Genomic DNA, 13,317 nt, shown 5'->3' on the forward strand with positions numbered 1-13,317 from the left:
GGTCCATTGTCGTCCTACGGGTGCCGGCTGCTGACGGAGACCACTTCCCCGGTCATGTACGACGAGTAGCCCGAGGCGAGGAACACGATCACGTTGGCCACCTCCCACGGCTCGGCGTGCCGCCCGTACGCCTCGCGGGCGGTCAGCTCGGCGAGCAGCTCGGGGGTGGTCACCTTCACCAGGTGCGGGTGCAGGGCGAGGCTGGGCGCCACGGCGTTGACCCGCACCCCGTGGGCGGCGGCCTCGACCGCCGCGCACCGGGTCAGCGCCATCACTCCCGCCTTCGCCGCGGCGTAGTGGGCCTGCCCGGCCTGGGCGCGCCAGCCGGCGACGGAGGCGTTGTTGACGATCACGCCGCCTCCGCTGCCCCGCATCAGGCGCAGGGCCGCCCGGATGCACCGGAACGTGCCGTTCAGCGTGACGTCCAGGACGCGGTTCCACTCGTCGTCGGTCATGTCGGCGAGCTCCGCCGTACCGCCGAGACCGGCGTTGTTGACCACGATGTCCAGACGCCCGTGCTCCCGCGCGGCCGTCTCGAAGAGGGTGCGGACCTGTGTGTCGTCGGTGACGTCACAGGGCACGGCGGTGACCGCGTCCGCGCCGAACTCGCCGGTCAGCCGCGCCTCGTGCTCCTTGAGCCGCCGTGCGTGCGCGTCGCTGACCAGCACGCGCGCGCCTTCCTCCAGCAGGCGCCGGGCCGTGGCCCCGCCGATGCCCGCGCCGGCCGCCGCGGTGACGACGGCGGTCCGCCCCGCCAGCAGGCCGTGGCCGGGCACGTACGACGGGCACTCGACGGCTGTCATGGGCCCACGCTAACCTACCAAACACTTGTTAGGGAAGGAGGGGTGGCCGTGGACCTGGCGATCTCCCCGGCGGACGAGGCGTTCCGCACCGAGGCACGGGACTGGCTGCACGCGCACGTGCCGCGCGCGCCGCTGCCCTCCCTGGAGACCGAGGAGGGCTTCGCCGCGCACCGGGCCTGGGAGGCGGAGCTGGCCGCCGACCGCTGGTCGGTCGTCAGCTGGCCGCAGCGGTACGGCGGGCGGGACTCCGGGCTCCTGCGGTGGCTGCTGTTCGAGGAGGAGTACTGGGCGGCCGGCGCCCCGGGCCGCGTCGGGCAGAACGGCGTCCAGCTGCTCGCCCCGACCCTGCTGGACCACGGCACGGAGGAGCAGCGGGCCCGGGTCCTGCCGCCGATGGCCTCCGGCGAGGTGGTCTGGGCGCAGGCCTGGTCGGAGCCGGAGGCCGGTTCGGACCTGGCGTCCCTGCGGGCCAGGGCCGTGCGCACGGACGGGGGCTGGCTGCTGAGCGGCCAGAAGACCTGGTCCTCGCGGGCCGCCTTCGCCGACCGCGCCTTCGGCCTGTTCCGCAGCGACCCGGACGCGGCCGGTCCCCACCGGGGCCTGACGTACCTGATGTTCGGCCTGCGCGCCCCCGGTGTCACGGTCCGCCCGATCGCCCGCCTCGACGGCAGGCCGGCGTTCGCGGAGCTGTTCCTCGACGAGGTCTTCGTCCCCGACGAGGACGTGATCGGCGCGCCGGGCCGGGGCTGGCGCATCGCGATGTCCACCGCGGGCAACGAGCGCGGGCTGCTGCTCCGCTCCCCCGGCCGGTTCCTCGCCGCCGCGCGCGGGCTGGAGGAGCTGTGGCGGGAGCGGGGCGGTCCGGCGTCCGCGCGGGACCGGGTGGCCGACGCGCTGATCGGTGCCCGGGCCTACCAGCTGTTCACCTACGGGGCCGCCTCGCGCTTCCTGGACGGCGAGGCCGTCGGCCCCGAGTCGAGCCTGAACAAGGTCCACTGGTCCGAGCTGGACCTGGCGCTGCACGAGACGGCCCTGGACCTGCTCGGCCCCGAGGGCGAACGGGCCGACACGGACTGGGCGCAGCGGTACGTCTTCGCGCTCGCCGGGCCCCTCTACGCGGGCACGAACGAGATCCAGCGCGACATCATCGCCGAACGCCTGCTGGGGTTGCCGAAGGGACGGCGCTGATGCGGTTCCTCCTCGACCCCGAGCAGCGTGCCTTCGCCGCGTCGCTGGACGCCCTGCTGACGGCGGCGGACACCCCGGCGGTGGCACGGGCGTGGGGCCGGGGCGACCACGCGGGCGGGCGGGCGCTGTGGTCCCGGCTGGCGGAGGCGGGCGTGTTCGCGCTGGCGGTGCCGGAGGCGTACGGGGGGCTGGGACCGCGGCCGGTCGAACTGACCGTCGCCTTCGTCGAGCTGGGCCGTCACGCGGTGCCCGGCCCCCTGGTGGAGACGGTCACGGCGGCGGAGCTCCTGGCGGGGTCCGGCCCGGCCACCGCCAAGCGGCTGCTGCCCGCACTGGCGAGCGGGGAGACGATGGCGACGGTGACACCACCGGGCCCGGCCGGACCCACAGCGGAACGGCCTACGGAGCCGCCCGGCCCGCACCCGGACCGGCCACCGGGCCGGACCGAACGCAAGCTGCGGCGGCTGCCGGGCGGACGGCCCCACGTTCCGGGCCTTCCGCGGGACCCCGACGCCCTGGACACCGGCACACAGGACACCGACGCCCCCGGCACCGGCGTCCCGGACACCGGCGCCGCCACCGGGCACGGCCCCCACGCCCTGGACACCGCGCCGGTCCCGCGCGCCCCGGACACCGACGCGGCCACCACCCGGACCCCCCGCACCCTCACCGGCGACCCGGCCGGCCCCCGGACGCCCTACGCCCTGGACGGCGACGCGGCCGCCCTCCGGCTCTCCTGGGAGCCCGGCGGCGTGTGTCTCTCCCCCGGTCACGGTCCCGTCCGCCCCTCCCTGGACCCGGCCCGTCGTCTCACGCCCCTCGTCCCCGGCGGGGAACGCCTCGGCGCCGGCACCGGTGCGGCCCTCCTGCGGGCCCGTCTCGCCACCGCCGCCCAGGCCCTCGGCGTGGGTCTGGCGCTGCTCGACCGGACGGTCGCCTACGTCGGGCAGCGTCACCAGTTCGGCGTGCCCGTCGGCTCGTTCCAGGCGGTCAAGCACCGGCTGGCCGACGCGAAGATCGCCCTGGAGTTCGCGCGGCCGCTGCTCTTCGGCGCCGCGCTCACCTCGCACCCGGCCGACGTGGCCGCCGCCAAGGCCGCCGCGTGCGAGGCGGCGTACGCCACCGCCCGGACCGCGCTGCAACTGCACGGCGCGATCGGGTACACGGCCGAGTCCGACCTGTCGCTGTGGCTGGGCAAGGCCCGGGCCCTGCGTACCGCCTGGGGCTCGCCGCAGGAGTGCCGGGCCCTGGTCGTCAGTGCCCGTGATCGCCGCTGGTGATCTTCCGGTACTCCTCCACCGTCGGCTTCTCGATCCGCGCGCCGGGCCCGAACATGGCGTGCGCGAGGCGGGCCCGCAGCCGCTCGGACCGCTTGACCCTGCGCCGCACACCCCCGGCGTCGACCTCGGGCCCGATCGCGTACGGCGGGTTCTGCTCGTGCTGGGTGAGGGTGAACAGGTCCGCCTGCGTGAGCGGCTCGTGCACCTCGACGTACTCGCCGGTCGGCAGCCGTTTGACGGTGCCGGTCTCCCTGCCGTGCAGGACCTTGGCGCGGTCGCGGCGCTGCAGCCCCATGCAGATCCGTTTCGTGACGAAGAAGGCGGCGACCGGCAGCGCGAAGACGCCGATGCGCACGAACCAGGTGATGGCGTTGATGGACAGGTGCAGGTGGGTGGCGACGATGTCGTTGCCGCCGCCGATCAGCAGCACCGCGTACAGGGTCAGCCAGGCCACGCCCAGGCCGGTGCGGACGGGCACGTTGCGCGGCCGGTCCAGGATGTGGTGCTCGCGCTTGTCGCCGGTGATCCACGCCTCGACGAAGGGGTAGACCCCGAGGGCGAGCAGGATCAGCGGGAACAGCGTGAAGGGGATGAACACGCCGAGGACGAGCGTGTGGCCCCACAGGTTGATCTCCCATCCCGGCATCACCCGGATCAGCCCCTCGGAGAAGCCGAGGTACCAGTCGGGCTGGGCGCCGGTGGTGACGAGGTCGGGCCGGTAGGGGCCGAAGGCCCACACGGGGTTGATCTGGGCGATGGCGCCCATCACCGTCAGCACGCCGAAGACGAGGAAGAAGAAGCCGCCCGCCTTGGCCATGTAGACCGGCAGGAACGGCATCCCCACGACCGACCGCTCCTGGCGTCCGGGCCCCGGGAACTGGGTGTGCTTGTGGTAGAAGACCAGGATCAGATGGGCGGCCACCAGGCCCAGCATGATCCCGGGCAGCAGCAGCACGTGGACCGGGAAGAGGCGCGAGATGATGTCGTCGCCCGGGAACTCCCCGCCGAACAGGAAGAACGCCACGTACGTGCCCACGATGGGGATCGACAGGATCGCGCCGTGCGCGAAGCGGAGGCCGGTGCCGGACAGCAGGTCGTCGGGCAGGGAGTAGCCGGTCAGGCCGGTGATGATGCCGAGCATCAGCAGGGTCCAGCCGAAGACCCAGTTGAGCTCGCGCGGCTTGCGGAAGGCGCCCGTGAAGAACACCCGCATCATGTGCACCAGCATGCCGGCGATGAAGACCAGCGCCGCCCAGTGGTGGACCTGCCGGATGAGCAGACCGCCGCGCACGTCGAAGCTGATGTCCAGGGTCGACTCGAAGGCCCTGCTCATCAGGACGCCGTTGAGTTCCGTGTACGAGCCCTGGTAGACGACCTCCTGCATGCTCGGCTCGAAGAACAGGGTGAGGTAGACGCCGGTGAGGATCAGGACCACGAAGCTGTAGAGGGTGACCTCGCCGAGCATGAAGGACCAGTGGTCCGGGAAGACCTTGCGCATGTTGGCCTTGGCCAGCGCGTACAGTCCCAGCCGGCCGTCCGCCCAGTCGGCGAGCCTCTCGCCCCTGCCCGCGGGAGGCCACCTGCGGGCGGAGGCAGTCCCGGACACCCGTCGTGCGCCGTCGTCGCCCATACGTCGTCGCCTCCCCGTCGGATCCTTCCCAGCGTGGCACGGCTCCCCGGCGACGCCAACGGAGCGAGGGAGCGGCTGGGCCAAGGGGGCGACCGTGCCGCTCAGCGCGTGCCGGGGTCCCGCACGATGCCCTCGGCCCCGGCGGCCACCAGCCACTTCGGGAACTCCCCCACCAGCCGGTCGTACAGCTCGGCGTCCGAGACCTTCCGGGGGTCCTCGCCGGCGTGGAAGAACCCGGCGTTGTCCACGACCCGCTTGCCGGGCACGGCCAGCTCGTCGAGCTTGCGCAGGAAGTCGAACTGCTTGCTGCGCGGGTCGCCGAAGCCGACGAACTGCCAGAACAGCGGCAGCCTCGCCGCCTTGCACAGGTACCGTTCCGCGGCGAGCTTGCTGATCGGCCCGCCGTCGGTCTGGAAGACGACCAGGGCGGGCTCGGCCGTCCCGCTGTCGAGGTAGTGGTCGATGACGGCGTCCATGGCCAGGTGGTAGCTGGTCTTGCCCATGTGCCCCAGCCCCGCCACGATCCGCTCGATCCGCCCCTGGTGACCGGCCAGGGCGATCTCCGTCTGGGCGTCGACGTCCGTGGAGAAGAACACCACGGGCACGGTGCCGTCGTCGTCGAGGTGCGCCGACAGCCCCAGCACCCGGTCGGCCAGCGCCTGCACGCTGCCGTCCTTGTAGTAGGGCCTCATGGACCCGGAGTGGTCGACCACGAGGTAGACCGCGGCGCGCAGCCCGTCCAGCCCGTGTTTCGTGAGGGACACCCCGGCACTCTTGTACAGGTTCACCAGCGCGGGAGCGGTCTCCTGCACCTTGCTCAGACTGATCGCGGCCATGGCCGTACTCTCTCACTCCGCGGCGACCGCTTCCCCCGCTCAGCTCCGGCACCCGCTCGGCGGGGCCGAGGAGTTGGGGACCGTGCGACCGGTCCGACGAGGAGGGGACCGGGACGGGAACGGCTGAGCAGGGCGACGGCGCCTGCCCGGTCGTCCGGTCGGGGACAGTGGGGCAGGCGCCGTCGGTGTTCCGTACGCCGTTGTACGGGACGTTCTGTGCGTGCGCGTCAGACCATCAGCGCACGGTCCGTCGGGCGGATCGGGGCCGGCAGGTCGCTGGCACCGGTCAGGAAGCGGTCGACGCCCTTGGCGGCCGAGCGGCCCTCCGCGATCGCCCAGACGATGAGCGACTGGCCGCGGCCGGCGTCACCGGCGACGAACACGCCCGGCACGTTGGTCTGCCAGTCGGCGTCGCGGGCGATGTTGCCGCGCTCGTCCAGCTCCAGGCCGAACTGCTCGACCAGGCCGTTCTCGCGGTCGGTGCCCGTGAAGCCCATCGCCAGCGTCACCAGCTGGGCGGGGATCTTGCGCTCCGTGCCCGGCTTGGGCGTCAGCCTGCCGTCGACGAACTCCACCTCGGTGAGGTGCAGCCACTGGACGTTGCCGTCCTCGTCGCCCTCGAAGTGGGTCGTCGAGACCGAGTAGACGCGCTCGCCGCCCTCCTCGTGGGCCGAGGTGACCTTGTACAGCATGGGGAAGGTCGGCCAGGGCTGGTCGATCGGGTGCCGCTCGTCGTTCGGGCGGGGCATGATCTCCAGCTGCGTGACGGAGGCCGCGCCCTGGCGGTGGGCGGTGCCGACGCAGTCCGCGCCGGTGTCGCCGCCGCCGATGACCACGACGTGCTTGCCCTCGGCCGAGATCGGAGGCGCCACGAAGTCGCCCTCCTGCACCTTGTTGGCCAGCGGCAGGTACTCCATGGCCTGGTGGATGCCCTTGAGCTCGCGGCCGGGCACCGGCAGGTCGCGGGGCGTGGTCGCGCCGACGGCCAGGACGACCGCGTCGTAGCGCTTCTTCAGGTCGGTGGCCTTCAGGTCGCGGCCGATCTCGACGCCCGTGCGGAAGCGGGTGCCCTCCGCGCGCATCTGCTCGATGCGGCGGTTGATGTGCCGCTTCTCCATCTTGAACTCGGGGATGCCGTACCGGAGGAGCCCTCCGATGCGGTCCGCGCGCTCGTAGACGGCGACGGTGTGGCCGGCCCGGGTCAGCTGCTGGGCGGCGGCCAGGCCGGCCGGGCCCGAGCCGACGACCGCGACGGTCTTGCCGGACAGGCGCTCCGGGATCTGCGGGGCGACGTCCCCGGTCTCCCACGCCTTGTCGATGATCGAGACCTCGACGTTCTTGATGGTGACCGGCGGCTGGTTGATGCCCAGCACGCACGCCGACTCGCACGGGGCGGGGCACAGGCGGCCCGTGAACTCCGGGAAGTTGTTGGTGGCGTGCAGGCGCTCCTGCGCGGCCGACCAGTCCTCGCGGTAGGCGTAGTCGTTCCACTCGGGGATGAGGTTCCCGAGGGGACAGCCGTTGTGGCAGAACGGGATGCCGCAGTCCATGCACCGGCTGGCCTGCTTGCTGATGATCGGCAGCAGGGAGCCGGGGACGTAGACCTCGTTCCAGTCGCGGACGCGCTCCTCGACGGGGCGGGACTTGGCGACCTCGCGCCCGTGGTTCAGGAAGCCCTTCGGGTCAGCCATTGATCGCCGCCTCCATCATCTTCTCGTGGGTCTCGGTCTCGGAGAGACCGGCTCGCTCGGCGGCGTCCTTGGCGGCGAGCACTGCCTTGTACGTGCTGGGGATGATCTTGCTGAAGCGCTCGACGGCGGTGTCCCACTCGGCCAGGAGCTTCTCGGCGACGGTGGATCCCGTCTCCTCCTGGTGGCGGCGGACCACGTCGTGCAGCCACTGCTTGTCGGTGTCGTCCAGCGCCTCGATCGCGTCCAGGTTGCCGGCGTTGACGTTGTCGCGGTCCAGGTCGATGACGTACGCGATACCACCGGACATGCCGGCCGCGAAGTTGCGGCCCGTCTCGCCGAGCACCACCGCGTGACCGCCGGTCATGTACTCGCAGCCGTGGTCGCCCACGCCCTCGGAGACGACCGTCGCGCCGGAGTTGCGGACGCAGAACCGCTCACCGGTCTTGCCGCGCAGGAACATCTCGCCGCCGGTGGCGCCGTAGCCGATGGTGTTGCCGGCGATGACGCTGTACTCGGCGAGGTGGTCGGCCGCGCGGTCGGGGCGGACGATGATCCGGCCGCCGGAGAGGCCCTTGCCGACGTAGTCGTTGGCGTCGCCCTCCAGGCGCAGCGTGATGCCGCGCGGCACGAACGCGCCGAAGGACTGGCCGGCCGAGCCGGTGAAGGTGATGTCGATGGTGTCGTCGGGCAGGCCCGCGCCGCCGAACTTCTTCGTCACCTCGTGGCCGAGCATGGTGCCGACCGTGCGGTTGATGTTGCGGATCTGCACCTGGGCGCGCACCGGCTGGGCCTCGGTGGCGTCCGAGGCGGCCAGGGCGTCGGCGGCGAGCTTGATCAGCTGGTTGTCGAGCGCCTTCTCCAGGCCGTGGTCCTGCGCGATCAGCTGGTGGCGCACGGCGCCCTCGGGCAGCTCGGGCACGTGGAACAGCGGAGCCAGGTCCAGGCCCTGCGCCTTCCAGTGGTCGACCGCGCGGGTCACGTCGAGGGCCTCGGCGTGGCCGACGGCCTCCTCGATGGAGCGGAAGCCCAGTTCGGCGAGGATCTCGCGGACCTCCTGCGCGATGTACTGGAAGAAGTTCACGACGTACTCGGCCTTGCCGTTGTACCGCTCGCGCAGCACCGGGTTCTGCGTGGCGATGCCGACCGGGCAGGTGTCCAGGTGGCAGACGCGCATCATGACGCAGCCGGAGACGACGAGCGGCGCGGTCGCGAAACCGAACTCCTCGGCGCCGAGCAGCGCGGCGATGACCACGTCGCGGCCGGTCTTCAGCTGGCCGTCGGTCTGCACGACGATGCGGTCGCGCAGACCGTTGAGCAGCAGCGTCTGCTGGGTCTCGGCGAGGCCGAGCTCCCAGGGGCCGCCCGCGTGCTTGAGGGAGGTCAGCGGGGAGGCGCCGGTGCCGCCGTCGTGGCCGGAGATGAGCACGACGTCCGCGTGCGCCTTGGACACACCCGCGGCGACCGTGCCGACGCCGACCTCGGAGACCAGCTTGACGTGGATGCGCGCCTGGGGGTTGGCGTTCTTCAGGTCGTGGATCAGCTGGGCGAGGTCCTCGATGGAGTAGATGTCGTGGTGCGGCGGCGGGGAGATCAGGCCCACGCCGGGCGTCGAGTGCCGCGTCCTGGCGACCCACGGGTAGACCTTGTGGCCGGGCAGCTGGCCGCCCTCGCCGGGCTTGGCGCCCTGGGCCATCTTGATCTGGATGTCGTCGGAGTTGACGAGGTACTCGCTCGTCACACCGAACCGGCCGGACGCCACCTGCTTGATGCTGGAGCGGCGCGCCGGGTCGTACAGGCGCTCCGGGTCCTCTCCGCCCTCACCGGTGTTGGACTTGCCGCCGAGCTGGTTCATGGCGATGGCGAGGGTCTCGTGCGCCTCCTGCGAGATGGAGCCGTACGACATGGCGCCCGTGGAGAACCGCTTGACGATCTCGGAGACCGGTTCGACCTCGTCGATCGGGATGGGCTTGCGGTCCGACTTGAAGCCGAACAGGCCGCGCAGCGTCATCAGCCGCTCGGACTGCTCGTTCACGCGCTCGGTGTACTTCTTGAAGATGTCGTAGCGGCCGGCGCGCGTGGAGTGCTGGAGGCGGAAGACCGTCTCCGGGTCGAACAGGTGCGGCTCGCCCTCGCGGCGCCACTGGTACTCGCCGCCGATGTCCAGCGCGCGGTGCGCCGGGGCGATGCCGGAGGCCGGGTAGGCCTTGGCGTGGCGGGCGGCGACCTCCTTGGCGATGACGTCGATGCCGACGCCGCCGATCTTGGTGGCCGTGCCGTTGAAGTACTTGTCGACGAAGGCCTCGTCCAGGCCGACGGCCTCGAAGACCTGGGCGCCGCGGTAGGAGGCGACGGTCGAGATGCCCATCTTGGACATGACCTTCAGCACGCCCTTGCCGAGGGCGTAGATGAGGTTGCGGATGGCCTTCTCGGGCTCGATGCCGGGCAGGAAGGTGCCGGCGCGGACCAGGTCCTCGACGGACTCCATCGCCAGGTACGGGTTGACCGCGGCGGCGCCGTAGCCGATGAGCAGGGCGACGTGGTGGACCTCGCGGACGTCGCCGGCCTCGACCAGCAGGCCCACCTGGGTGCGCTGCTTGGTGCGGATGAGGTGGTGGTGGACGGCCGCGGTGAGCAGCAGCGACGGGATCGGCGCGTGCTCGGCGTCCGAGTGCCGGTCCGACAGGACGATCAGGCGGGCGCCGTTCTCGATGGCCGCGTCGGCCTCGGCGCAGATCTCGTCGATCCGCGCGGCCAGCGCCTCACCGCCGCCGTGCACCCGGTACAGGCCGGACAGGGTCGCGGCCTTGAAGCCGGGCATGTCGCCGTCGGCGTTGATGTGGATGAGCTTGGCCAGCTCGTCGTTGTCGATGACCGGGAAGGGCAGCAGGACGCTGCGGCAGGAGGCCGCGTTCGGCTCCAGCAGGTTGCCCTGCGGGCCGAGGGAGCTGCGCAGGGAGGTGACCAGCTCCTCGCGGATGGCGTCCAGCGGCGGGTTGGTGACCTGCGCGAACAGCTGCGTGAAGTAGTCGAAGAGCAGCCGCGGGCGGTCCGACAGCGCGGCGATCGGCGAGTCGGTGCCCATCGAGCCGATCGGCTCGGCGCCGGCCTTGGCCATCGGCGCGAGGATGACGCGCAGCTCCTCCTCGGTGTAGCCGAAGGTCTGCTGGCGGCGGGTGACCGAGGCGTGGGTGTGGACGATGTGCTCGCGCTCGGGCAGGTCGGACAGCTCGATCTCGCCGGCTTCCACCCACTCCTGGTAGGGGTGCTCGGCGGCGAGCTGGGCCTTGATCTCGTCGTCCTCGATGATGCGGTGCTCGGCGGTGTCGACGAGGAACATGCGGCCGGGCTGCAGGCGGCCCTTGCGGACGACCTTGGCCGGGTCGATGTCCAGGACGCCGACCTCGGAGCCGAGGACGACCAGGCCGTCGTCGGTGACCCAGTAGCGGCCGGGGCGCAGGCCGTTGCGGTCGAGGACCGCGCCGACCTGGGTGCCGTCGGTGAAGGTGACGCAGGCGGGGCCGTCCCAGGGCTCCATCATCGTGGAGTGGAACTGGTAGAAGGCGCGCCGGGCCGGGTCCATGGAGTCGTGGTTCTCCCACGCCTCCGGGATCATCATCAGCACGGAGTGCGGCAGGGAGCGGCCGCCCAGGTGCAGCAGTTCCAGGACCTCGTCGAAGGAGGCGGAGTCGGAGGCGTCCGGGGTGCAGATCGGGAAGATCCGCTCGATGGCCTTGCCGTCGGAGCCGAACAGGTCCGAGACGAGCTGCGACTCGCGGGCCACCATCCAGTTGCGGTTGCCCTTGACGGTGTTGATCTCGCCGTTGTGCGCGACGAAGCGGTACGGGTGTGCGAGCGGCCAGGACGGGAAGGTGTTGGTCGAGAAGCGGGAGTGCACGAGCGCGATCGCGGAGGCGAAACGGCGGTCGGACAGGTCGGGGAAGAAGGGCTCCAGCTGGCCGGTGGTCAGCATGCCCTTGTAGACGATCGTGCGGGCCGACAGCGAGGGGAAGTACACCCCGGCCTCGCGCTCGGCGCGCTTGCGCAGCACGAAGGCCTTGCGGTCGAGGGCGATGCCCTCCGAGGCCCCGTCGGTGACGAAGACCTGGCGGAAGACCGGCATGGTCGACCGGGCGGTGGCGCCGAGCAGCTGGGGCGCGACCGGCACCTCGCGCCAGCCGAGGACGGTCAGGCCCTCGTCGGCGGCGATGGTCTCGATGCGCGAGACGGCCTCGTCGGTGGAGTCCTCCGGCAGGAAGGCGATGCCGACGGCGTAGGCACCGGCCGCGGGCAGTTCGAATCCGGCCACTTCGCGGAAGAAGGCGTCCGGGACCTGCGACAGGATGCCCGCGCCGTCGCCGGAGTCGGGCTCGGAGCCGGTGGCACCGCGGTGCTCCAGGTTGCGCAGGACGGTCAGGGCCTGCTCGACCAGGGTGTGGGACGCCTCGCCGGTGAGGGTGGCGACGAAGCCGACGCCGCAGGCGTCGTGCTCGTTGCGGGGGTCGTACATACCCTGCGCAGCAGGGCGAGCATCCATGAACGACCAGTTCTGGCCATTCGCGGAGTGCTGGGACGGCTGGCGCGGCGTACGCATCGGCTCTCCCGTCGTCGTCATGTGGCGTGTGCAAAGTGCCGAGGGACGACGTTGGCCCTCTGCGTGATCGCAAAATTTCGTGCAGGTTACATGATGGAGCGGTTCTCGGGAACCGGGATAACCCGTTCCAACATGCGGACACCGTGGGCTCGCGGCGGGGGTACCGCGCCGACGGCGGAAGCTATGGGGGGCCGGCACGGAACGACCGGGTGAGATCGATGCCCGTCGGGCCCTGGGGCGGGGGCAGGCGTCGTCGCCCGCCCCGCTGGGGGCACGCGGCGGGCCTCATTGCCCGCAGCGCTTACGGCTCATGCCCGGTGGCCGCACCATCGAAACCAGCGAGTAACGGTTACTTATGCGGCCCCACGCATAAGTCCGAGCCGCGCTATCCTACGGCCGTTCCGAACACGGTGCCCAGGGCGTACGTCACACCGGCCGCCGCGCCTCCCAGGAGCAGCTGGCGCAGACCGCTGTACCACCAGCTGCGCGCGGTCACCTTGGCCACCACCGCGCCGCACAGGAAGAGCCCGAGCAGCGCCAGCAGCACCGCCGGCCACATGCTGCTCGCCCCCAGCAGGTACGGCAGTAGGGGGACGAGCGCGCCGAGCGCGAAGGAGCCGAAGCTGGACACGGCGGCGACGGTGGGCGAGGGCAGGTCGCCGGGGTCGATGCCCAGTTCCTCCCGGGCGTGGATCTCCAGCGCCTGCTCGGGGTCCTTCGACAGCTGCCGGGCCACCTCGCGGGCCAGCCGCGGCTCGACCCCCCTCGCCTCGTAGAGGGCGGCCAGCTCGGCCTCCTCGTCCTTGGGGTGCTTGCGCAGCTCGCGCCGCTCCACGTCCAGCTCGGCCTCGACGAGCTCGCGCTGCGAGGCGACGGAGGTGTACTCGCCGGCGGCCATGGAGAAGGCACCGGCGGCCAGGCCCGCCAGCCCGCTGAGCACCACGGTCTGCTGGCTGACCGACCCGCCCGCCACGCCGGTCATCAGAGCCAGGTTGGAGACGAGGCCGTCCATCGCGCCGAACACCGCGGGACGCAGCCAGCCGCCGTTCACGTCCCGGTGCGTGTGGTTGTCCCGGTGCGCCTCGTGCAGCGCCGCCTCGGTCTCGATGATGGCCATGGAAGAAACCCCGCTCCCCTACTTTGGACAAGTTCCAGAGTTTTACAACAACAAAACTACCCCTCCGATTCCGCTCCTGCCAGCAAGGAAAGGCTGCGCTAACCTGCGCTTTTACCGGTTTTCGCTCACTTGATCATGGCCTCGCGCAGATGTCGACCGGGTGATGCTGAGGTGGGTGAGG

Annotated in this window: 8 protein-coding genes; 2 read left to right on the forward strand and 6 right to left on the reverse strand. The window is 71.8% G+C overall.

What is annotated here, in order from left to right; genetic code table 11:
- Positions 1-14: 14 nt before the first annotated feature.
- Entirely contained in the window at positions 15-803 is a 789-nt protein-coding gene (locus AC07DA_RS09555) for an SDR family oxidoreductase (RefSeq protein WP_479126188.1), read from the reverse strand.
- 48 nt (positions 804-851) lie between these two features.
- On the opposite strand from AC07DA_RS09555, the gene AC07DA_RS09560 reads away from it, so the two are divergent.
- Positions 852-1,991, forward strand: a complete 1,140-nt coding sequence (locus AC07DA_RS09560) for an acyl-CoA dehydrogenase family protein (RefSeq protein ID WP_479126189.1) — start codon at positions 852-854, stop codon at positions 1,989-1,991.
- The gene (locus AC07DA_RS09565) at positions 1,991-3,271 is read left to right on the forward strand and encodes an acyl-CoA dehydrogenase family protein (protein ID WP_479126190.1); all 1,281 of its coding nucleotides are present in this window, start codon (positions 1,991-1,993) and stop codon (positions 3,269-3,271) included. The genes AC07DA_RS09560 and AC07DA_RS09565 overlap by 1 nt, the downstream gene beginning before the upstream one ends.
- Here the strand turns inward: AC07DA_RS09565 and qcrB are convergent.
- From qcrB to AC07DA_RS09590, 5 genes are all read right to left on the reverse strand, one after another.
- The gene (gene qcrB / locus AC07DA_RS09570) at positions 3,246-4,901 is read right to left on the reverse strand and encodes a cytochrome bc1 complex cytochrome b subunit (RefSeq protein WP_479126192.1); all 1,656 of its coding nucleotides are present in this window, start codon (positions 4,899-4,901) and stop codon (positions 3,246-3,248) included. The genes AC07DA_RS09565 and qcrB overlap by 26 nt on opposite strands.
- A 101-nt stretch (positions 4,902-5,002) precedes the next feature.
- Positions 5,003-5,737 (reverse strand): vWA domain-containing protein, encoded by a 735-nt coding sequence (locus AC07DA_RS09575; protein WP_479126194.1) that lies wholly within the window; start codon positions 5,735-5,737, stop codon positions 5,003-5,005.
- A gap of 227 nt (positions 5,738-5,964) precedes the next feature.
- Positions 5,965-7,428 carry a glutamate synthase subunit beta gene (locus AC07DA_RS09580; protein ID WP_479126196.1) on the reverse strand — a complete coding sequence of 488 codons (1,464 nt, stop codon included), beginning with the start codon at positions 7,426-7,428 and terminating at the stop codon, positions 5,965-5,967.
- Positions 7,421-12,019: a glutamate synthase large subunit gene (gltB, locus tag AC07DA_RS09585; protein ID WP_479126709.1), complete on the reverse strand. Its 4,599-nt coding sequence runs from the start codon at positions 12,017-12,019 to the stop codon at positions 7,421-7,423. Before gltB ends, AC07DA_RS09580 begins: the two co-directional genes overlap by 8 nt.
- A 385-nt stretch (positions 12,020-12,404) precedes the next feature.
- Positions 12,405-13,136 (reverse strand): VIT1/CCC1 transporter family protein, encoded by a 732-nt coding sequence (locus AC07DA_RS09590; RefSeq protein WP_479126198.1) that lies wholly within the window; start codon positions 13,134-13,136, stop codon positions 12,405-12,407.
- Positions 13,137-13,317: the final 181 nt, after the last annotated feature.

Source organism: Streptomyces sp. NPDC044921, assembly GCF_056432865.1.

What these genes read in the sequence shown, in the direction of transcription:
- AC07DA_RS09555 (WP_479126188.1), bottom strand. Translation starts at nt 803, where the DNA reads ATGACAGCCGTCGAGTGCCCGTCGTACGTGCCCGGCCACGGCCTGCTG.
- AC07DA_RS09565 (WP_479126190.1), top strand. Translation starts at nt 1,991, where the DNA reads ATGCGGTTCCTCCTCGACCCCGAGCAGCGTGCCTTCGCCGCGTCGCTG.
- qcrB (WP_479126192.1), bottom strand. Translation starts at nt 4,901, where the DNA reads ATGGGCGACGACGGCGCACGACGGGTGTCCGGGACTGCCTCCGCCCGC.
- AC07DA_RS09575 (WP_479126194.1), bottom strand. Translation starts at nt 5,737, where the DNA reads ATGGCCGCGATCAGTCTGAGCAAGGTGCAGGAGACCGCTCCCGCGCTG.
- AC07DA_RS09580 (WP_479126196.1), bottom strand. Translation starts at nt 7,428, where the DNA reads ATGGCTGACCCGAAGGGCTTCCTGAACCACGGGCGCGAGGTCGCCAAG.
- gltB (WP_479126709.1), bottom strand. Translation starts at nt 12,019, where the DNA reads ATGCGTACGCCGCGCCAGCCGTCCCAGCACTCCGCGAATGGCCAGAAC.
- AC07DA_RS09590 (WP_479126198.1), bottom strand. Translation starts at nt 13,136, where the DNA reads ATGGCCATCATCGAGACCGAGGCGGCGCTGCACGAGGCGCACCGGGAC.